General features: G+C 60.5%; 20 protein-coding genes and 4 tRNA genes. 9 read left to right on the top strand and 15 right to left on the bottom strand.

Annotated features, from left to right (window positions below):
- From DU490_RS13790 to DU490_RS13770, 5 genes are all read left to right on the top strand, one after another.
- Nucleotides 1-359, top strand: a 359-nt coding sequence (locus DU490_RS13790; RefSeq protein ID WP_220270507.1) for a hypothetical protein, incomplete at its 5' end; no start/stop codon positions are given.
- A 233-nt stretch (nucleotides 360-592) separates the two neighbouring features.
- Nucleotides 593-1147 carry a cytochrome b gene (locus DU490_RS13785; protein ID WP_114574854.1) on the top strand — a complete coding sequence of 185 codons (555 nt, stop codon included), beginning with the start codon at nucleotides 593-595 and terminating at the stop codon, nucleotides 1145-1147.
- Between the two features lie 41 nt (nucleotides 1148-1188).
- The gene (locus DU490_RS13780; protein ID WP_114574853.1) at nucleotides 1189-1785 is read left to right on the top strand and encodes a YceI family protein; all 597 of its coding nucleotides are present in this window, start codon (nucleotides 1189-1191) and stop codon (nucleotides 1783-1785) included.
- 226 nt (nucleotides 1786-2011) lie between these two features.
- On the top strand, nucleotides 2012-3319 hold the full coding sequence (locus tag DU490_RS13775) for an MATE family efflux transporter (RefSeq protein WP_114574859.1): 1308 nt from the start codon (nucleotides 2012-2014) through the stop codon (nucleotides 3317-3319).
- Nucleotides 3320-3425: 106 nt separating this feature from the next.
- Entirely contained in the window at nucleotides 3426-3887 is a 462-nt protein-coding gene (locus DU490_RS13770; RefSeq protein WP_114574852.1) for a Spy/CpxP family protein refolding chaperone, read from the top strand.
- Between the two features lie 676 nt (nucleotides 3888-4563).
- Here DU490_RS13770 and DU490_RS13760 read toward each other — a convergent pair.
- The 4 genes from DU490_RS13760 to cfa all read right to left on the bottom strand — a co-directional run bounded on the left by DU490_RS13760 (nucleotide 4564) and on the right by cfa (nucleotide 8989).
- Nucleotides 4564-5751 carry an amino acid aminotransferase gene (locus DU490_RS13760; RefSeq protein ID WP_114574851.1) on the bottom strand — a complete coding sequence of 396 codons (1188 nt, stop codon included), beginning with the start codon at nucleotides 5749-5751 and terminating at the stop codon, nucleotides 4564-4566.
- Nucleotides 5752-6090, bottom strand: coding sequence for a 4a-hydroxytetrahydrobiopterin dehydratase (locus DU490_RS13755; protein ID WP_114574850.1), 339 nt, complete (start codon nucleotides 6088-6090; stop codon nucleotides 5752-5754). It abuts the gene before it with no gap.
- Between the two features lie 575 nt (nucleotides 6091-6665).
- Nucleotides 6666-7574: a sensor domain-containing diguanylate cyclase gene (locus DU490_RS13745; RefSeq protein WP_114574849.1), complete on the bottom strand. Its 909-nt coding sequence runs from the start codon at nucleotides 7572-7574 to the stop codon at nucleotides 6666-6668.
- A gap of 263 nt (nucleotides 7575-7837) precedes the next feature.
- Nucleotides 7838-8989 carry a cyclopropane fatty acyl phospholipid synthase gene (cfa, locus tag DU490_RS13740; protein WP_114574848.1) on the bottom strand — a complete coding sequence of 384 codons (1152 nt, stop codon included), beginning with the start codon at nucleotides 8987-8989 and terminating at the stop codon, nucleotides 7838-7840.
- A 159-nt stretch (nucleotides 8990-9148) separates the two neighbouring features.
- Here cfa and pyrF point away from each other — a divergent pair, with 159 nt between their 5' ends.
- Entirely contained in the window at nucleotides 9149-9847 is a 699-nt protein-coding gene (pyrF, locus tag DU490_RS13735) for an orotidine-5'-phosphate decarboxylase (RefSeq protein ID WP_114574847.1), read from the top strand.
- 17 nt (nucleotides 9848-9864) lie between these two features.
- Here pyrF and lapB read toward each other — a convergent pair whose 3' ends face one another.
- From lapB to DU490_RS13720, 3 genes are read right to left on the bottom strand one after another with little or no spacing between them, the layout of a single operon-like run.
- Nucleotides 9865-11052, bottom strand: coding sequence for a lipopolysaccharide assembly protein LapB (gene lapB / locus DU490_RS13730; protein WP_114574846.1), 1188 nt, complete (start codon nucleotides 11050-11052; stop codon nucleotides 9865-9867).
- Complete coding sequence (locus DU490_RS13725; protein WP_114574845.1) at nucleotides 11053-11358, bottom strand: lipopolysaccharide assembly protein LapA domain-containing protein; 306 nt, start codon at nucleotides 11356-11358, stop codon at nucleotides 11053-11055.
- A 29-nt stretch (nucleotides 11359-11387) separates the two neighbouring features.
- Nucleotides 11388-11684 (bottom strand): integration host factor subunit beta, encoded by a 297-nt coding sequence (locus tag DU490_RS13720; RefSeq protein ID WP_114574844.1) that lies wholly within the window; start codon nucleotides 11682-11684, stop codon nucleotides 11388-11390.
- 291 nt (nucleotides 11685-11975) lie between these two features.
- Here DU490_RS13720 and DU490_RS17490 point away from each other — a divergent pair, with 291 nt between their 5' ends.
- Together DU490_RS17490 and DU490_RS13710 are read left to right on the top strand one after the other, a co-directional pair.
- On the top strand, nucleotides 11976-12203 hold the full coding sequence (locus DU490_RS17490; protein WP_258801669.1) for a succinate dehydrogenase assembly factor 2: 228 nt from the start codon (nucleotides 11976-11978) through the stop codon (nucleotides 12201-12203).
- On the top strand, nucleotides 12163-12576 hold the full coding sequence (locus tag DU490_RS13710; protein ID WP_147270465.1) for a protein YgfX: 414 nt from the start codon (nucleotides 12163-12165) through the stop codon (nucleotides 12574-12576). The genes DU490_RS17490 and DU490_RS13710 overlap by 41 nt, the downstream gene beginning before the upstream one ends.
- A gap of 51 nt (nucleotides 12577-12627) precedes the next feature.
- On the opposite strand, the gene nadB is transcribed toward DU490_RS13710, so the two are convergent.
- The 7 genes from nadB to uvrY all read right to left on the bottom strand — a co-directional run bounded on the left by nadB (nucleotide 12628) and on the right by uvrY (nucleotide 17950).
- Nucleotides 12628-14199 (bottom strand): L-aspartate oxidase, encoded by a 1572-nt coding sequence (gene nadB / locus DU490_RS13705; RefSeq protein WP_114574841.1) that lies wholly within the window; start codon nucleotides 14197-14199, stop codon nucleotides 12628-12630.
- A gap of 147 nt (nucleotides 14200-14346) precedes the next feature.
- Nucleotides 14347-14433 (bottom strand) — tRNA-Leu (locus tag DU490_RS13700).
- Between the two features lie 157 nt (nucleotides 14434-14590).
- Nucleotides 14591-14664 (bottom strand) — tRNA-Cys (locus DU490_RS13695).
- 13 nt (nucleotides 14665-14677) lie between these two features.
- Nucleotides 14678-14752 (bottom strand) — tRNA-Gly (locus DU490_RS13690).
- A gap of 63 nt (nucleotides 14753-14815) precedes the next feature.
- The gene (pgsA, locus tag DU490_RS13685; protein WP_114574840.1) at nucleotides 14816-15364 is read right to left on the bottom strand and encodes a CDP-diacylglycerol--glycerol-3-phosphate 3-phosphatidyltransferase; all 549 of its coding nucleotides are present in this window, start codon (nucleotides 15362-15364) and stop codon (nucleotides 14816-14818) included.
- Nucleotides 15365-15433: 69 nt separating this feature from the next.
- Nucleotides 15434-17248 carry an excinuclease ABC subunit UvrC gene (gene uvrC / locus DU490_RS13680; protein WP_114574839.1) on the bottom strand — a complete coding sequence of 605 codons (1815 nt, stop codon included), beginning with the start codon at nucleotides 17246-17248 and terminating at the stop codon, nucleotides 15434-15436.
- Between the two features lie 54 nt (nucleotides 17249-17302).
- Nucleotides 17303-17950: a UvrY/SirA/GacA family response regulator transcription factor gene (gene uvrY / locus DU490_RS13675; RefSeq protein WP_114574838.1), complete on the bottom strand. Its 648-nt coding sequence runs from the start codon at nucleotides 17948-17950 to the stop codon at nucleotides 17303-17305.
- A gap of 221 nt (nucleotides 17951-18171) precedes the next feature.
- Here uvrY and DU490_RS13670 point away from each other — a divergent pair.
- A tRNA-Ala gene (locus DU490_RS13670) sits at nucleotides 18172-18247 on the top strand.
- A 172-nt stretch (nucleotides 18248-18419) separates the two neighbouring features.
- Here DU490_RS13670 and DU490_RS13665 read toward each other — a convergent pair.
- The gene (locus DU490_RS13665) at nucleotides 18420-20168 is read right to left on the bottom strand and encodes a GGDEF and EAL domain-containing protein (protein ID WP_114574837.1); all 1749 of its coding nucleotides are present in this window, start codon (nucleotides 20166-20168) and stop codon (nucleotides 18420-18422) included.
- Between the last annotated feature and the right edge of the window lie 130 nt (nucleotides 20169-20298).

Raw genomic sequence — 20298 nt, 5'->3', positions numbered from 1 at the left:
CGCCTCCGCCAAGGCGCCTGGCGGCGCCAGTCGCGATGGGAACCAGCGCTCCAACAATGATTCTTTCTACCGACGGTGCCACGCCGCTGTTGGAGCATCTTCAGATCACGACTGGAGGCCGCAGGCCTCCCGGCGGTGTTGCCATGGTCGCGGTTATTGCCAGCGCGGCAGCCTCCGCCGGGCGCCTGCCGGCGCCAGTCGCGATGGAAACCAGCGCTCCGACAGCGATCCTCTCCACCAACGGCGCCACACCGCTGTTGGAGTATCTTCAGATCACGACTGGAGGCCGCAGGCCTCCCGGCGGGGTTGCCGGTGCCAGCGACCATCGCCAACGCCGTGGCCTCCGCCAAGGCGCCTGACGGCGCCAGTCGCGATGCGGAGTCGGGGCGCCGAACCGAGCGCTCCAACAAGGAGCGCCTGCGTCGCTATCGCCGAGGCGTCCTTCCACAATGCAGTCTGTGCAGAGCAGATTCACGCCAAAGTGTGAAGAACCATTTTTTTGAACGTTGCATTCGGCTTTTTTCAGCAGATGCTGATACTGCACTGCGGTAAGCTTTCCCTCGTCGAAGTCTGTTGATTCCAAGAGGGCGATATGTGGCGCAATACCCGCTCAGGCTGGGGCCTGGTCAGCATCATCCTGCACTGGCTCAGTGCCCTTGTCGTTGTCGGGCTCTTTGTTCTTGGCTGGTGGATGACGGGCCTGGGTTACTTCGATGCCTGGTACAACCTTGCTCCCTGGTGGCACCGCTCCATAGGCATGCTGTTGTTATTCGCCACGCTGCTGAGGCTGATTTGGCGTTTCATGCAGCCCACACCTTTCGCTCAAGGCAGCCGTTTCGAACGCCTCGCCGCGCATCTGGGACACACTGCTCTCTATGTGATGCTGTTGGTGGTCATGGTCAGCGGCTACCTGATCTCTACCGCCAGGGGGCGTGGAATCAGTGTCTTTGACTGGTTCGAAGTGCCGGCGCTGCTCAGTGATCTGCCCAACCAGGCCAGTATCGCAGGAGAGGTCCACTGGTACAGTGGGCTCGCCTTGATGTTGCTGGCCGCTGGTCATGCCGTGGCGGCACTCAAGCATCACATTCTCGATCGTCGCGACACCCTGACACGCATGTTGAATCCGGCACGCACGCGTCGCCGGTGACCGTTGCGCCCCGGCGCACCTTCACAAGGAGAACCATCACTATGTTGACCAATACGTTAAACAAAACCGCTCTCGTCGCCGCCCTGGGCGCCGCCTCCTTCGTAGGCTTCAGCCAGGCTCAGGCTGACGACTACGTGATCGATACCGAAGGCCAGCACGCCTTTATCCAGTTCAAGATCAACCACCTCGGTTACTCCTACATTCTGGGCAACTTCGAGGAGTTCGAGGGTCAGTTCCACTACGATCCGGATAATCTCGAGGCCTCGAGTATCCAGATGGAAGTCCAGGTGAACAGCCTGAACAGCAACCATGCAGAGCGTGACCGCCACTTTCTGAGCGATGATTTCCTGAGTGCCGGTGACTACCCGACAGCCACGTTCGTCTCCACCGGCTTCGAGCCGATCGGAGACAACGAAGGTGTGATTACCGGTGACCTGACGCTCAAGGGCGAGACCCGCGAGATCGAGATGCCGGTCACTCTGGTGGGCGAAGGCGAAGACCCCTGGGGCAACTACCGTAGCGGTTTCGAGGGCAGCACGATGTTGACGTTGGAAGACTATGGTATCGACATGAGCGATTTCCCGGAAGTGATGCACGAGCTCGAACTCTACCTGACCTTTGAAGGCGTGCGTCAGTAAGCGCATTCACGCTCCCTTCAAGTTGCTGCACCCTCGGCCCCGGCCGAGGGTGCGCTTGCTGAGTGATGTCGCACGGAAAACCGATACCATGCGTCGCTGAGAAAGTGCTTGTCGAGTCTCGCAGGTGGGCTGATCGTCCCCATTCCTGAACACTGGAGAGCCTGTGACGCCCCAGTCTGCCAATTCTCCCTCCCTCGGCTTGACCCTGTGGCGCCAGACCTGGCCCATGGCCATCGGTGTGCTGGCGCTGCTCGGCTTCCAACTGGTAGACAGTGCTTTTATCGCCCGTTTGGGTACCGCCCCCCTGGCCGCTCAGTCTTTCACCTTTCCGCTATCGTTTCTGGTAATCGGTGTGCAGGTCGGACTGGGGATCGCGATTGCCGCGATGATCTCCCGTACGCTGGGGGCAGGTGAACAGGAGCGCGCTCGGCGGCTGGGTCTGCTGGTGCTGTTGGTGGGCACGGCTCTTATTGCACTGCTGGCGCTGCTGCTGTGGTGGGTGCAGGAACCTGTGTTTGCACGCCTGGGAGCCGATGCAGCAACGCGAGAGTTGATTCGTATCTATTGGGCGCCGCAGCTGCTGGCTGCATGGTTGGGTGCTGTGCTCTACTTTGGCTACAGCCTGTTTCGAGCCCATGGCGATACCCGGCTGCCCGGCAAGCTGATGGTGTTAACCAGCCTGGTGAACCTGGTGCTCGATCCACTCCTGATCTTTGGTATCGGCCCTTGGGGTGGGCTGGGGCTGCCCGGTGCGGCCTGGGCTACGGTCATCGCCTTCTCGTGTGGACTGCTGGTGCTGGGGCGTCGCCTGGCATGTATGGACTGGTTGTCGCGTTGGGGGCTGGGTGGTGAACTGGCTCGTTCGGCTCGCCCCTTCGCCGGTATTGCGGGTCCGGCCATGGTCAGCCAGTTGATGCCGCCTCTGGCGGCCATGCTGGCGATTTCAGTGGTGGCGGGCCTTGGTGAAATTGCAGTGGCAGCTTGGGGGCTGGCCAGCCGACTCGAGACGGTCTCCCTGATGATCGTGCTGGCCATGACCATGTCCCTTCCTCCCTGGCTGGGTCGATGTTACGGCGCCGGGGACTGGGAGCAGGTGCATCGTCTTATGCGGCTGGCACTGAAAGTGGTCGTTCTCTGGCAGTTGGGGCTCGGCGTGGTGATGGCCATTTCAGCCCCCTGGGTAGCGCTGGCACTCGCCGGCAATCCCGAGGTGCGTGATGATCTGGCCACGTTGATCCGTTTGCTGTTGCCAAGTTATGCCCTGCTCGGTGTCTGCATGCTGGTGGTTTCGGCTGGCAACGCCCTGGGTTGGCCTCTGCGAGCCATGCTGCTTTCCTGTGCGAGACTCTTCCTCTTCTACCTGCCCTGCCTATGGCTGGGGGCGCAACAGGGAAGCCTGACCGGGCTGGCGCTGGGCGCAGCGGTAGGCAACCTGCTGGCTGGCTTGGCTGCCTGGCACCTACTTCGGCGAATTCTTGGTCGTCCCCATCGGCGTCATCGTGGCCGGGAAGGTGCCGGGCCCATCGTCCGGTGAAGGGTGCCAGAGATGCAACGGGCCGAACTAATTGTGTTTTTCCGTGTCATGGTAGGGTGAGTGGCCATTCAGCCACAGACTTGTCCATGACGAATTGGAGTAATAAATGAAAGTAGTCAAACTTGTAGCAACGGCCCTTGTGGCACTGGGCATGGCGTCACCGGCCATGGCACAGCAGTCCATGCAGGCTCCGCCGCAACAAGGTGACCAGGTGGATCAGCTCCACGAACTGCTGGACCTGGCTGATGGCCAGCAACAGGAAATTCGTGGGCTTCTGGATGACGCCCAGCAGCGTCTGCAGCCCATGGAACAGGAGGCTCAGGCCCTCCAGGCCGCACTGGGCGATCATATCGACCCCAATTTCGATGAGTCAGCGATTCGTCAGGATGCGACAAGGCTAGGTGAATTGACCGGCGAACTCGCCGCCGAGACGACCCTGCTGCAGGCCAGGGTTGAAGCCGTGTTTACCGAAGAGCAGCGTAATCAGTTGGAAGAGGTAATGGCGCAGCAGCAGCAACGAATGAATCAGATGCAGCAGCAGATGCAGCAGGCTCCGCCCGCTCAGTAAAGATGTCTGGCCAATGCGCACATGTCGCTGATTGGCCTACTATGGGCGCCGCCGGGCCGAGAAGCCTGGTGGCGTCCTGCCAGTTTCTGACGATGGTTGGCTCAATTCCCTTTTCCTATGTTATTGCCCCACGTCTCTCTCCCAAGTCATTACCCCTGTTCCTGCTTGCTCCATCCGACCGCAGGTTGATGGTGCCTTTCTCGATGACATGATCGCAGTCGGTAACACCCGCTGCGGTTATTCTCCGGTGGAGTCCCCAGTCCACTGTCATGGACGAGACCTTTAAAGTGGCGATCTCGCGTTTCGATGGTCGCATTCGGGTGGGTGGTGCCGCGGAACTGGCTTTCTATGATCTGAGCCTGCTGGAGAAGCGGCGTGCCACCATCAGCATGGTGGTACGTGACGTCTTTCCACTAGGTGGCGACGAGGCGAAGGCCGAGCCCTGTGCAGTACAGGACCCAGGCCTTGAGCGCCGGCTGAATGAACCGTCCAACTATTGGGGGTCAGTTCAAACCAGCGGCAGGGCCTTTCTGCGATTGGCCACTGGCTCAGTCGGCCGGAGGCAACAGTTCGGATGCTGGCGCCGTTCGACTTGTGCTAGCAGAGCGCGGTGCGGCCAGCATCGCCTATAAGGGCCGGGGTTTTGTCGCTTGAGGTGGTGTGGACAGCGCCGCGATCAGTTGACCGCAGCGATCGCCTTGGCCAGGTAGGGAAGGTTCTCGTGTGAGAAGCCTGCCACGTTGGCACGGCCTGAGCGAACCATGTAAATGCCGAATTCGTCACGCAGGCGGTCGACCTGCTCCGGAGTCAGGCCGGTATAGGAAAACATGCCACGCTGCTCTGCCACACAGGCATACTTCTGATCGAGGTCGTAGGGCTTGAGGGCTTCGACAAAGTCGCGCCGCAGCGTATTGATGCGGTCACGCATTTCGGTCAACTCCTCACGCCACAGGGCAGTGAGTTCAGCGGAGTGCAGGATCTCGCTGACGATGGCGCCGCCATGTGACGGCGGGTTGGAGTAGTTCTCGCGAGCGACGATGGCGACCTGCGAGCGCACGTTCCCCATCTGCTCGTTGTCTTTGGCCACCATGATCAAGCAGCCGGTCCGTTCGCAGTAGATGCCGAAGTTCTTGGAGCAGGAGCTGGTGATGATCACTTCGTCGAGGTTCTCGGCCATCAGGCGAACCCCATAGGCGTCCTCATCCAGGCCCTCGCCGAAGCCCTGGTAGGCGAAGTCGATCAGCGGCAGCAGGTTGCGCTCGCGGACAACCTCCAAAACCTGCTGCCACTGCTCGCGGGAAAGATCAAAGCCGGTGGGGTTGTGGCAGCAGGCGTGCAGCAGCACCACATCGCCTTCGGGGATCGACTTCAAGGCTCCCAGCATGCCGTCGAAATCCAGGCGGTTGTCAGCATCAACGTAGGGGTACTTGTGCAGCGTCAGGCCCGCGGCGGGGAAGATGCCCAGGTGGTTTGGCCAGGTCGGATCACTGACCCAGATGTCCTTGCCGGGCAGCTGATGCGCGATGAAGTCCGCTGCCAGGCGCAGGGCACCGGTGCCGCCCGGCGATTGAGTGGCACTGGCACGCTTTGCCGCCAGTACCGGGGAGTCTTCTCCCAGCACCATGGGTAGGACCACTTCGCCATAGCTGGGGGCACCGTGGGAGCCAATGTAGGTCTTGGTGGTCTCGTTTTTGAGCAGCAGGGCCTCGGCTTCCTTGACGGCGCGCATTACCGGGGTGTTGCCCTTCGCGTCCTTGTAGACGCCGACGCCGAGATCGACTTTCTGGGGATTGGTGTCCTTCTTGAAGGCCTCGATCAATCCGAGGATGGCATCCCCGGGGACCCGCTCAATATGTTCGAACATTTAATTCGCTACCTCGTCGGTTCTGGCGGCAAGTATGAAGTCGTTGCGGTGCAGGCCTTGAATCTTGTGCGACCACCAGGTCACTGTAACCCTTCCCCATTCGGTCAGCAGGGCCGGATGATGACCGGCCGCCTCGGCAATGTCACCGACACGGTTGGTGAAGGCCAGCGCCTGTTGAAAGTCCGTGAAGGTAAAGACCCGCTCAAGCTGCATGATGCCATTGCGCTCGAGGATCTGCCACTCGGGAACCTCTGGTTTGAACAGCAGGATCTCTGCCTCACTGACGGTCGGTGCGTTGCGGCGGCAGGCTTCGCAGGGCTGACGAGAGAGCCGGGCCATGTCAATCTCCTCAAGCAAGGGCGAGGTTATATTAACCTTGGGCCTAGGTCGACACGGTGTCAACGAAGCAAGCAGCTAGCATACGAGGGGCTAGGCTTCGAAAGTCTGCGATTAAGGGGGGGGCGCTACGCCAGCGGCATCGCCTGGGCACCGTTAAGTCACCAACCCTGGTGCTCACCCAGCGCTGCCACCTGGCAGTGCCGGTGGAAATGAAGCCTGAAGCACTCCCCGATCAGCAGCGTGTATGCGCAGTGGATGTCGGGATCAATACGCTGGCCACGGCCAGCATCGTGACGCCCGAGGCACCTCTGCCTGGGCGTTCGACGGCTCGGGTCGCGTCAAGCGGGACAAAGGTCAGCACGAACTGGCCTCTTTTAACAGCGGGAAGCAGTATAACGCGGACCCCAACGCCAGCTATAACATCGGTGCCCGCTACTGGGCCTGGAAGCACAAGCTGACCCGCCGCAAGGACGGGCAGTTGCCAGTGGGCAGAAGCTCCCCTGGCAAACCGAGAATGCCGGTCACGCTCTCAACGCTCTAACGGCGAGAGCCTGAAGCCCCGCATCAATGCGCCGTCAGCTCTCGACCCGATTGCGTCCCTGATGCTTGGCCGCATACAGGCGGCGGTCGGCGCGCTCGATCAGTACATCCCGAGGCTCCTCTGGCCGGTACTCGGCCAGGCCAATGCTGGCGGTGATCTGTCCGGGCTCGATGCCGAAGGCGTGCTCGGCAATGCTCTGACGCAACCGTTCGGCGAGGGGAAGGCTGTGCACAAGGGGGGTTAGTGGCAGAATCACGGCAAATTCCTCGCCGCCCAGTCGTGCGATGGTATCTTCTTTGCGAAGCAGTTTACGGCATAGCTTGGCAAGTTCGGCCAGTACCTGATCGCCCTGCAGGTGTCCCCAGGTGTCATTGACGCGTTTGAAATGGTCCAGGTCGATGAGCATCAGCGACAGGGGAGAACCATGCCGGTTGCATCTGGACATCTCTTCGGCGAGTCGAACCATCAGCTTGCGGCGGTTGGCCAGTCCGGTCAGGTCATCGGTGTCAGAAAGGCGACGAAGACGTGCTTCCTCCACCATCTGCTCGGTGATATCGATCATCAGGCCATACCAGAGCACACCCGAGTGTGCATCCTCCGGCTGGGCGCGCAGGGCAACCCAGCGACAACGGCCATGGGGCAGGCGGATACGGAACTTGGTCGTGATGGGAACGCCCCAGCGAGCCGAGCGCTCGATGGCGGCCATCAGCTTTGGATAATCCTCGTCATCGAGCCGGTCGAGCATGTGCCGTGCGTTTTGGCCCATTACGTTACGGTCGATGCCTGGCAGGCCGGTACCGCTACCGGCTAGGTAGGGGAAGTGCATGTGGCCATCGAGGTCACGATGAAACTGGAAGATGACGCCGGGCAGCCGTTCGGTGAAATCGCGAAGGTTGCCAGGTATATCTAGCCCCCCACCCGTCATGGCGTTCTCTTCGGTCATGCGGGCGTCCTATAGTTCCTGCTGCGTGCAGGCCTGTCATTTTTTGTCGGCTCGGCATGCCAAGAAAGCCAAGACATTGAAAAATAAAAACATTAAGAGTCGAGCCGTTGGTGAACGACTAATATACGTTGTAACCGAGAGTAAGACATCTGGCTATTGTTGTAGGAGATTGCCGACAGGAATTGTAGGGTGGATCCGTATTGGTGGCAGGGTGGACCCGTATACTGGGTGTACCGTATAGATGTGGCGGCTAGCAGTTTGGCTCAGCGTGGAGCGTCGTAGCGATAGACACGATCGCGTGAGAAGACAACTTGCCAGAGCTGCAGGTCTCTGGCGCGGAATGCGCCAGCGCATACTGAAAGATAGTAGCGGAACATGCGGTGCGTACGCTCGCTGTAGCGCTCGGCAAGCTCCGACCAGAAGTGCTCGAAGTTCATCAGCCAGGCCATCAGGGTCGTATCGTAGTCGGGCCCGAAATTCTGCCAATCCTCCATCAGCAGCAAGTCTTCGCTGGCATCTGCCACCTGTCGGGCAGAGGGCAGGACGCCATTGGGAAAGATATAGCGGTCGATCCAGGGGTCGACGGTGATGTTTGAGTTGTTCGAGCCGATGGTGTGAAGCAGAAACAGGCCATCATCGGCTAGCACACGCGCGATGGTTTCGAAGTAGGCGCGATAATTGCGGTGTCCCACGTGCTCAAACATGCCGATGGACACGATGCGGTCAAAGCAGCCTTCGATATCGCGATAATCCTCGAGTTGTATCTCGACAGGCAAGCCCGAGCAGCGTTGCCGGGCCAGAGCGGCCTGTTCACGGGAAATGGTGATTCCGGTGACGGACACGCCATGGTGCAGCGTGGCGTACTGGGCAAAGCTCCCCCAACCACAGCCAATATCGAGTACCCGCATCCCGGGTTGTAGTTCAAGCTTGCGACAGGCGAGTTCCAGCTTTGCCAACTGTGCCTCGTGCAAGGAGTCGGCTTCCTTCCAGTAGCCACAGGAGTAGCACATGGTGGGGTCGAGCATGCGCTCAAAGAGATCGTTGCCCAGGTCGTAGTGGGCCTCGCCAACCATGTAAGCGCGCGCCTTGCTTTGTAGATTCATCAACCCTGCCTGGAGTCGATACATCAGCCGGTCTGAGGGTGGGCGGGCATGTCCACCGAGGCCATGCTGCACTAGGCGCCGGGCCAGTTCGTCGAGATGCTCACATTCCCACCACCCATCCATGTAGGATTCGCCCAGCCCCAATGAGCCTTGGCGCAGAAGCCTGTTACAGAAGTCGGGGTTGTAGATCTGCGGGTCCCAGGGGGCATCGCCGTTCAGTGTGATACCGGAGCCTTCCAGCAATGACTCGAGTACTCGTCGGGCGCGGCTATCGGGCAGGGCGATGGGGCCGATTCGATGATCGCTGGTCATGGAGTCCTCCCGGTCCATCACGCAAGGAAAAGTTGCTGATTCTGTTACTGTGGTTTGTTCTCCTTGGATTTGAGCATAGCCCAGGTGGTGGGGAACGGTTAACCGATAGGGCTGATATACTGCCGACATCCTACCAAGATGCCGACTGGAGCCTTCATCGTGTCTAGTGACTCGCCGCTGATCATCGCCCTCGATCACCCTTCGCTTGATGCTGCCCTCTGCCTTGCCGACCGGCTCGATCCGACCCGCTGTCGGGTCAAGGTGGGTAAGGAGCTGTTTACCCGTAGCGGTCCAGATGTGATCGAGGCGCTGCATGGGCGCGGCTTTCAGGTCTTCCTGGATCTCAAGTTCCATGACATCCCCAATACTGTGGCCGGCGCCGTTCAGGCAGCCGCCGAGCAGGGCGTCTGGATGGTCAATGTTCATGCCGGAGGAGGCCAACGCATGATGGAGGCCGCCCGGGAACGCCTTGAACGCCATGACCTGGCCACCCACCTGATAGCCGTGACGGTATTGACCAGCATGGAGGCGACGGATCTGCAAGAGGTGGGCATTACGGTGTCACCCGCGGAACAGGTCGAGCGCCTGGCGCGTTTGGCCAAAGACAGTGGCATGGATGGCGTGGTCTGCTCGGCTCAGGAGTCGACACGGTTACGCGAGCTGTGTGGCGATACCTTCTTCAAGGTCACGCCGGGGATTCGCCCGAGTTTTGCAGCAGCGGACGATCAGCGGCGCATCATGACGCCTCGCGGGGCCATGACAGCAGGTAGTACCCATCTCGTCATCGGCCGGCCGGTGACACAGGCCAAGGACCCCATGGCAGCGTTGGAGGCCATTGAGAAAGAGTTGCTGCGCTGAGGCACGCCGCTTGTCAATCATTCTCCCTCGATGCCGGTTATGGGGCGGGTAGTGCCCCAGCTGCGGCAGCGCGGGCACTGCCAGTGAAGCGGTTCGCCGGCGAAACCGCAGCGTCCGCAGCGATGGCGAGGGCGTGCCTTGAGCAGGGTGTGGGTGTGCTGCTTGAGTAGTTGAATCCGGCTATCGGGCGTACCCCGCTCATGCTGCTGGTGCTGATAGAGGTCGAGCAGGTAGTCGAGTGCCCCCAGGCTCGGTGAGCGATTGAGCTGTTCGCTGACCAGGTCGATGGCGGGCTGGATGCCATGTCGTCTGCGCTGCGTCTCGGCCAGCCTGATGATCAGGCTGGTAAAATGGGCACGATCCAGCAGGCCTTCCAGGTGGCACACTAACCCTTCTTCGTCACCAAGTAACTGATAGGCGTGTTGCAGAGGTTCCAGCACCGTGGGGATAAACTGCAGGTCCTGGTCGGGGACGCGCATCAACAGGCGAATGGCGTCCCGGTAATGGCCGGTATCCTGCGCCATGGCCGCCAGCAGCAGATTGGCACGAACGCACTTCGGATCGACGGAGAGCGCCTTTCGCAAATGCTTTCGAGCCAGCCCGGGGCTGGCGGAGTGGCGCTCATGGTCGGCCAGTTCGCAAAGCCAATGGGCGGCGGCGCGCCGGACATCGTCGTGCTGACGGGTCAGGGTGGGGTGAGCCACGTCGAATGCGGCCTGCCACTCGCCCTCACGATCGAAGAGGTCGACCAGCAGGCGCTTGGCGGCATGGCGGATCTCGTCGCGACCGGATTCGCGGATGAGCTGCTGCAGCAGGCGCTCGGCCCGGTCGAGTAGGCCCAGGTTGAGAAAATCACGAGAGAGTTCAAGTTGGACCTGGTCGCTCTGTGCGGCCGTGAGGGTCGGCCTGGCCAGCAGGTTCTGGTGTATTTTGACGGCGCGATCAGCTTCACCTCGGGTACGGAACAGATTGCCCAAGGTGATGTGGGTATCGATCGTTTCACTATTGACTTCGAGTGCCCCGACAAAGGTTTCGATGGCGCGATCCGGCTCCTCGTTGAGCAGGTAGTTCAGCCCAACGAAGTAATCCCGCGACAGCAATGTCGGCGACTCGTCATCACGAGAGCCTCGGCGTTCACGGCGACCAAGCCACCAGCCGATGGCAACGGCTGCCACCAACAGGGTCAGCAGCAGAGCGTCGGGCATTTAGGGCAGTTCCTTGAGCTCCTGCACACGCAGCCGGTCGAGCTCCTTGCGTTGTTGACGATTCTGTCGCTGGGCTCGGGATAGCGCAGTTCGCAGCCTGAGCCATACACCGGTCATGGCCAGCATGCCCAGTAGCACGCCGCAGACCAGGACGGCGAGTAGCCAGACTGAAAGCGACACTGCCGGCAGCTCCATCCAGATCAAATTGAGCGGCACCGTCTGCTGGTTATTCACGGCAAACAGGATGCCGACCAGTAGTACCGCCAGCAGTATGATTGCCAGGATAAGGCCTTTTAGCCAACGCATTTGGGTATCCCTTGTGAAGAAAGATTCGGTTAATAGCCGAGGGCGCGGCTGGCATCGACCTGCTCGCGAAGCTCCTTGCCAGGTTTGAAGTGTGGCACGAATTTGCCCTCGAGCGCGACCGGCTCACCGGTCTTGGGGTTGCGGCCGACCCGCGGCTCGCGATAGTGCAGCGAGAAGCTGCCGAACCCGCGGATCTCCACCCTCCCCCCTTCGGACAGGGTGTCGGTGATGTCGTCGAGGATCAGGCGAACCGCAGATTCGACTTCCTTTATCGAAAGCTCCGGCTGATGCATCGCAATCTGCTCGATCAATTCGGATTTGGTCATCGGTAATCTCCAAGCAGTCCCCGGATCCGGTTGGACCTGGGTGGCATTATTGTTCTTTCATCAGCATACTGCGCAAATCGTGATAAAACAACGCACTACGACCAAGGTCAAGCAATTCTTCGAAAGCGGTCAGCTGTGCTGCCCCCTTCAGGTCGCTCCGGTATAATGAAGACTCACTCACCAGCACAGCCGAGGCAGACATTGAGCAACACGACGAATCCGGATGACCAATTGACAAACCCTGAGCTGGCGGCCCTGCGCAAGCAGCTCTACTGGCACTCCCGGCGTGGGATGTGGGAGCTGGACCTGCTGCTGATCCCTTTCCTGGAGCACTGCTTTGACCAGTTGGATGCCAAGGACCAGAACGCCTATCGACTGCTGATCGAAGGGGAAGATCAGGACCTATTCGCCTGGCTGATGCGACGCGAGCAGCCGGAAGACCCCGCCTTTCATCGCATCGTACGGCTGATTCAGGAACATGCCGAGAACGCCGATAACGATCCACGTCGTCCCGTCTAAGCTGGCACGCTGGGCCCATGGCCTGCTCTCCTTGGCGTTGCTGGCTCTACTGGTCTGCTACGGTTCTGCCTGGCTGGTAGGCCTGGCCATGGCCTGGTTGTTGCTGATGGCGTTGTTGCTGATAGTTTGGTGGCTCGAGCATGGCCGTGCCTGTGGTGAGTTGCGTATCGTGCCCCAGGAAAAAATCGGTTGTCGTTGGGACTGGCGGCCTCGGTCGGGTGATCTGCGACAGGATGTCGCACTGCAATGCCGCTATCTGGGCCCCTGGTTGATAGCCCTTGAAATTGATGGCAGTCGCCTATGGCTATGGCCGGACAGCAGCTCCCGGGAGTCGCTGCGCCAGCTGCGCCGCTGGCTGGTTCAGTCTGACTGACGGTTCTCGTCAGCGTTTGCCGCATGTCTCGGCTTTGCTCGTTCGAGATTCTTATTCGAGATCGGTGATATGCAGCCGGGAAGGTTGTGAATGCGCCGCCGGGTGAGGGCAGTCGGGATTGAAGTGCAGGCCGCGGGATTCACGGCGGGTTCTCGCAGCGGTCACGGTCAGCCTTGCCAGCCTCAAGGCATGCCACAGGCTGGCAAGGGGTGCGCTCGGAGCGGCCTCGTTCACCGCTTTTTCGACCTGGGCGCTCAATGCGCGAAGCTCGCTTGCTGCGGTTTCAAGACCATCATCAAGACGCACGATGGCGACACGATGACTCATGATGCCACGCATGGCCCGCCGCCAGCGACGAACCTGTTCGAGATCCACTTGGCGGTTGCCTGGCTGCCACTGCGCAATCGGCGCCGTGAGTGGCGGTGGTAGCTGGGCCAGGCGAGCCGCACAACTTCGGGCGAAGACCAGGCACTCGAGCAGTGAGTTGCTGGCCATGCGATTGGCGCCATGCAGGCCGGTGCAGGCTGCTTCCCCGATGGCGTAGAGGCGGGGGACGGTGGTGGCACCGTCGAGGTCGGTGGCGACTCCGCCGCAGCTGTAGTGTGCGGCAGGCACCACCGGTATCGGCTGTTGGGTAATATCAATGCCGCGACCGAGGCAGTGTGCATGAATGGTCGGAAAGTGGCGGTGAATCGCCGCTTCTCCCAGGTGGCGTATATCGAGCCAGACGTGGGGCGCCCCGGTGCGCTGCATTTCGGCATCGATGGCACGGGCGACGATATCCCTGGGGGCCAGTTCCGCCCGTGTGTCCAGCGCCGGCATGAAGCGTTCGCCATGCTCGTTCAGCAGGTGGCCACCTTCTCCTCTGACCGCTTCGCTGATCAGGAAGGGGCCGCCTTCCGGATCGTAGAGACAGGTTGGGTGGAACTGCTGGAACTCCAGATTACTCAGCTCGGCGCCAAGCTCGGCCGCCATCAGCATGCCTTCGCCGCTGGCGGGGTTGGGGCTGGTGGTGTGTCGATAGATGCCACTGGCCCCGCCCGTAGCCAGGATGGTGTCGGCCGCCAGCAGTTCGATCGGTTCGCCACGCTCGTTCAGGCAGCGTGCGCCGCGGCACTGGCCCTGGGCATCGGCTAGCAGGCCGATGGCGGAGAGATCATCTCGTATCGTGATGGCGGGATGGGCCAGGGCGTTGGTCATCAGGGTATCGAGTACGGCACGCCCGGTGGCATCTTCGGCATGAATGATGCGCCGTGCTCCATGACCCCCTTCTCGTGTCAGATGGTAGGGGTAGGTCGAGGCTGGGTCGGGGTCGCGTGTAAAGGGAACACCCAGGGAAAGCAGCCATTCGATGGCACCGGGTCCCTGCTCGACGGTGAAGCGGACGGCGTGCTCGTCGCACAGGCCGGCGCCTGCCATCAGGGTGTCGGCCACATGGGCGTCGAAATCGTCCTGGGGAGAGAGAACGGCGGCGATGCCACCCTGGGCCCAGCGGCTGGCGCTCTGATCATCGCTTGCGGGGCGAACCAGTGTCACGCGGCGGTTGTCGGCTGCGTGCAGTGCCAGGGTCAGGCCGGCCACGCCACCGCCGACAACCAGTACGTCATGTTCGCTACGGGGCATGCGGGGTCTCGCTGGATCCTGTTGTATTAGCCGACTGACTCGGCTCGTTAGTGTCCGCTCCAATTAGACCAGTTCAGGGGGCTGTAAGGCTAGAGAGTGGAGCGAATTGCTACCGGGGAGAGCTTGGCTGTAGGGCGAGGAGGGGAGTGGTACGGGTGGCCGGACTCGAACCGGCACGGCCTAACGGCCTTCAGATTTTAAGTCTGATGTGTCTACCAATTCCACCACACCCGCATGATGCTACATGAACGCTGAATAAAAATACAATGACTATTTAAGTCATTGTATTTGCTGTTTTTTCCACTCGCTTGCAAGATTTTAAATTTTTCGCGTCAACCAATTTCGCCATTCGGGCGGCACGGGCTTCGAGCAGACAGCTGAAGGGAATCGATGGAGGCTGGAGTCGGAATCGAACCGGCGTACACGGAGTTGCAGTCCGCTGCATGACCACTCTGCCATCCAGCCTCAATGAGTCGTATGGAGCGGGAAAGGAGATTCGAACTCCCGACCCTCGCCTTGGCAAGGCGATGCTCTACCACTGAGCTATTCCCGCTCGACTCGAGAGCGAATTATACGGATAAGGTCGTTTCTGTCAATCACTTGTTGGCATCAAGTGCTACATGGAGCGGCTAAGGTGTGGCCAGGCCGAGCGTAGGTAAAGCACCATGGACCATAGGGTCAGTACGGCAGCGACGTACAGTGTGGCGACTCCGACCAGGGCTAGCTGGGTGCCTGGCGGAAAAGCCAGCAACAGCAGCAGTGCAATCATCTGCAGTGTGGTCTTGACCTTGCCCAGCCAGGAGACGGCAACGCTGCCGCGCTTGCCCATTTCGGCCATCCACTCGCGCAGCGCTGAAATGACGATTTCACGGCCGATGATCACCAATGCCGGCAGTGTCAGCCACACGCTGTCGAAGCGCTCGATCAGCAGGGCCAGGGCGACGGCAACCATCAGCTTGTCTGCCACCGGGTCTAGGAAGGCGCCAAAGGGGGTGGCCTGATCCAAGAGGCGCGCCAGGTAGCCGTCCAGCCAGTCCGTCACCGCAGCCAGTGCGAAAAGGCCGGCGGCAATCGGCATGCTCCAGGAGAATGGCAGATAGAAGAACACCACCAGCAGCGGGATGAAGGCGATTCTAGCCAGCGTCAGGATGTTGGGGATGTTCATTGACGGGGGAATCCTTGCCTGAGGTCAGGGTTGCCGAGAAGTCCACCATTCTATCTGCAGTGGGCCTTTTCATCCATGCAGCGAACGGTGAATCGTATCGGCCAGTGTGGCACTGATGCCGGGGACTCTGGCCAGCTCCTCGCGACTGGCCTGCTTGACGCCCTGCAGGCCACCGAAGAACCGCAGCAGTTCTCGTCGGCGCTTGGGGCCGATGCCTTCGATGCCTTCCAGTGATGAGCTGCGCCGGGCCTTGTCTCGCCGGGTGCGGTGCCCGGTTATGGCGAAGCGGTGTGCCTCGTCACGCACATGCTGAATGAGATGCAGTGCCGGCGAGGCACTATCCAGGTCGAGCGTGCGGTCTACGGTTTCCACGAAGAGGGTTTCCAGGCCGGCCCGGCGTGTGGTGCCCTTGGCCACGCCGAGCAGCAGGATGTGTTCGAGCCCCAGTTCGGCCATTACCTCGCGGGCCTGATTCAGCTGTCCTTTGCCGCCATCCACCAGCAGGATATCCGGCGCCACGCCTTCTCCTTCGGTTAGGCGTCGAAAACGGCGGCTCAGGGCCTGGCGCATGGCGGCGTAATCGTCACCGGCTGCCACGTCCTCGATATTGTAACGCCGGTAGTCCGATTTTCGTGGGCCATTCAGGTCGAAGACCACGCAGGAGGCTACGGTAGCCTCACCATGGCTGTGGCTGATGTCGAAACATTCCAGTCGCTGGGGGGGCTCAGGTAGCGCCAGGGCCTCGCGCAGCGCATCGAAACGATGTGTAAGCTGCGCCTGGCTGGCCAATTGGCCAGCCAGTTGTTGCTCAGCATTGGTGCGTGCGAGCTCGAGCCATTGCTGGCGATGGCCGCGCACGCGGTGTGTCAGACGAATTCGACGTTCGGCGCGAGACGCGAGTGCGCTTTCCAGGATATCGGTATCGGCAAGCGGCAGGCTTGTGATCACTTCCCGAGGAATTTCTCGGCTCTGGCCGAGGTAGTACTGGCTGACGAATTCAGCCAGCAGGTCGCAGGCCGCCAGGCCCAGGCTGTTGCCGGGTTTGTGATGGCGGGCACCGAGCAGGCGCCCCTTTCGCACAGCCAGCACGGTGATATACAGCACGTCCTCACGCTCCGCCACGGCGAAGACATCGGCGTCGCCGCCGTCGGTGTCGACGAACTGGCGCTGTTGGAGCTGCCGCAGATGCTGTATCTGGTCGCGCAGACGGCCGGCATCCTCGAAGGCCAACGCCCGGCTGGCAGCCTCCATGGCATTGGTCAGCTCGCCGGTGACCTGTTCGCTGCGGCCCTCCAGGCACATGACGGCATGCTCGAGGTCGCGCCGATAGTCTGCTTCGCCGATATAACCGACGCAGGGGGCGCTGCAGCGTTGGATCTGGTACTGCAGGCAGGGTCGTGTTCGGTGCGCGAATACATTGTCTTCGCAGTTGCGGATGCGGAAGATTTTTTGCATCAGCGACAGGCTCTCACGCACTGCGCCGCTACTGGGATAGGGGCCGAGATAGCGGCCGTCCTCGCGACGCCTTCTGGCCCGCTTGTACTCTAGGGCCGGATAGGGGTGGCGGTCGGTGACGAAGACGAAGGGGTAGGACTTGTCGTCGCGAAGCAGGATATTGTAGGGCGGCCGGAGCTCCTTGATCAGGGTCTGCTCTAGCAGCAGCGCTTCGATTTCGCTGCGGGTCACGGTGACCTGGACGTCTGTGATGCGGCCTACCATGGCCTGCGTCTTGGCGTTGAGGGCGCCACGGAAATAGCTGGCCAGGCGAGCCTTCAGGCGCTTGGCCTTGCCGACGTAGAGGGTATCGCCTCGCTCGTCGAGCATGCGGTAGATGCCTGGTGCCTGGGTCAAGTGAGCGAGAAACTGCCGGGAGTCGAAGGTCATCTTGGGGCTGGCTGAAGCTGGAGCGTGAGCCTCCAGCTTACCAGATCGTACGCATCAGTTGGTGGTCTCGAATCCATCGACCAGGCCGTGTTTCAGGCCCAGATGGGTGAGCTCGACATCGGTCTGGACACCCAGTTTTTCGAAGATTCGGTAGCGGTAGGTGTTGACGGTCTTGGGGCTCAGGAAGAGGCGGTCGGATATCTCGGCAACACGCTGGCAGTTGACGATCATCATTGCCACCTGCAGTTCGCGCTGGGAGAGTTGGTCGAAGGGGTTTTCTTCCGAGTCGAAGCGCGAAAGGATCAGGCGTTGAGCGATGTCAGGGCTGATATAGCGATGACCGGCGAATACGCTGCGTATCGCATCCACCATGTCGGGCACCTGGGTGTCCTTGCTGATGAAGCCGCCGGCTCCCGCTTCCAGCAGGCGCTGGGCGAAGTTGTCTTCCATGAATCCGGTCAGCGCCAGTATGCGTATATCGGCACTGTTGCGCATGATCTTGCGCGTTGCTTCCAGGCCGCCTATTCCCGGCATGCGCAGGTCCATCAGCACCACATCCGGGTCGAGCTTGCGACTCAGGGTGATGGCCTCCTCACCGCTGGCAGCCTCCCCGACCACATCGATGTCCTCCTCCTCTTCCAGCAGGCGAGCAAGACTGGTGCGAACCAAGTGATGGTCGTCGACAATGAGAACCTTGATCAAGGCTAACGTTCCTCGTCGTTGCTGTTGATCACGGAAGCGTCCGTGAATAGAGCCGATGATCTTGCAGGCACCAAGCTTGCCATACTACTAGGCCTAGGGAAATTGTCTGTGTGTTGGTACTTGACGTTACCTTCAGTGGGGGGATTAAACCTGGTTGGTGATATTGACTGGCCAGGTTGTGGTCGGTATGCTTTGCCTCGTTCTCACGAGAGCAACAACGTGGGGCCTTAGCTCAGCTGGGAGAGCGCAACACTGGCAGTGTTGAGGTCAGCGGTTCGATCCCGCTAGGCTCCACCAATAAGACATACCGAATCAGCCGCTTAGCGCAACTCGTTAGGCGGCTTTTTCGTATGCGTGGCGTTTGTCTGGTTGGATGTAGTCTGGTTCGATGCAGTGAGCTTGCCAAATGTCATAAATTCCCGGCACGCTATACGGTCCTGCTGGAAATACGGTCTTGGGCGGATATTGACTAGCAGCGAGCTGTCTTGCGTTCCGCCAGCCACCGGTTCAGCTCCTCTGCAGGCAGGGCGGGGCAGTAATGGTCGCCTTGAACGTATTTGAGTGAGAGACCGTTCATGGCGGTGAATTTCGATGCATCGTCGATATCTGTGATGACCGGCTCAATATGGAGTGCCTGTAGCAGCCGGCACAGCACTTCCGCCAGGTTTCGTTCATTCTGGAGGGGTGTCATAGCCAGGTTGGCGCTGATTCTGGCCTTGTCGAAAGGCAGGCGTGACAACCAGGCAAGGTCGACCGGGTTGGTACCCAGCCCATCGATGGCGAGCCGCACGCCGAGTCGCTCGAGCCGCTTGAGCATATGGGAGTTGGCGTCCAGGTTGCTGGACAACCCCTGGCCAGGCACCTGCAGGATTATCCATCCCAGGTTATCGAGCCCCTGAAGGCGCAGGAAGTGGTCGAGAGGTCTGCGGTCGAAGGTATCGTGCGCCAGATGCGACGTGCAGAGACGGATCGAGACTGGCAGTTCACCCAGCGACGAACCGCTTTCAAGCCAGCTCATATGATGGGCGATGACGGTCTGTATAGTCCAGCGATCAAGACGAATACCAAGTCCCAGTCGAGAGATGGTGTCGAGGAGGGCATCGGGTGGCAGCTGCCACTGCTTGGGCTGTCGCCAGCGAAGTACAACTTCCAGGCCGGTGCAGTAGCCCGTGTCGATATCGATTTCAGGTTGGTAATAGAGCTGGAAATGGCGCTCGGGGAGATGAATGGCTTCGCTAAGTCGGCTCTCGAGTCGATGTTTTTGCTTCAGCTTCGTCGTCAACCGGTGGTCGACGAAGGCCAGGCGACCGGGGCCTTTCTTGCGAGCCGTATACATGGCGCTACGTGCTGCGGTGATCAGCGTCTCCTCATTCTGGGCATCTATCGGATAGAGCGCGATGCCGATGGAGGCTGTCAGCAGCAGGTAGCGGTTCTCGGAGAGAAACGGCGGTTCCAGCGCCTCCTGAAGACGCTCTGTTACCAACTGTGCGGCTTCCGCCGTGCCATCCTTTTCCAGAAGGACGATGAACTGGTCGCCACCCAGTCTGGCCAAGGTATCGCGGCTGCGTAACGCCTTCTGCAGTCGCTGGGCCAGCTCGCCCAGCAGGCGATCGCCTTCCAGGTGGCCGGCGGCATCGTTGACCGCCTTGAATCGATCGATGTCGATGAACAGTACGGCGAGGCCGTTTTCTACGCGATCCGCCTGGGCCAGGGCGTGATTGAGGCGATCGCGCAGCAGCAGCCAGTTGGGAAGGCCGGTCATCGGGTCGACGTGAACCCAGTGCCTGTCGCCGAATTGCTTGCCGTTGGGGGTGGCTATGCTGACGAAGGTGCGCAGATAGTGATGAGGGCGCAGCCGGTCATCGAGCATGGCATCCACGGTCATCAGCACCGGCATCGATTCACCGTCACTACGACGGCATAGGACCTCCTGCTGCCAGGAGTTGGGCTCGTTGACGTTATCGTTCGAGTCGGTCGCAAGCGTCGAGGGTGTTCTCAGCGAAACGAAAAAGTGCTCGACTGGCCAGCCTGCGACCTCGCCGTGATCGCAGCCGGCAATTTGGCAGAATGCCTCATTTGCCAGGACGACGAGCCCGGCGGCATCGGTTATGACCATACCGGTCTGACCCTGTTCGAATGCACTCAGGGTGAGTCGTGCGGGGTGCCGGGCCAGGGCAGTGACCCTGTCGCCTGGTGAACGTTTGCCATTATGACTCATCGGTTCGCTTGTTTAGCCCTCGCAGTTTGGGTTTAGACGCCGAGATGGCATTCGATGCTGGCTTTGGTAATTATCGTCATGAATAGCCCGTACTTTAGCTTTACGCGAGGAAAAACTTGGGATTTTTAAA

The organism is Halomonas sp. DQ26W (assembly GCF_003339685.1).
Classification (GTDB): domain Bacteria; phylum Pseudomonadota; class Gammaproteobacteria; order Pseudomonadales; family Halomonadaceae; genus Halomonas.
The sequence above is the reverse complement of the archived record's forward strand: the minus strand, read 5'-3'. Positions and strand labels throughout refer to the sequence as shown.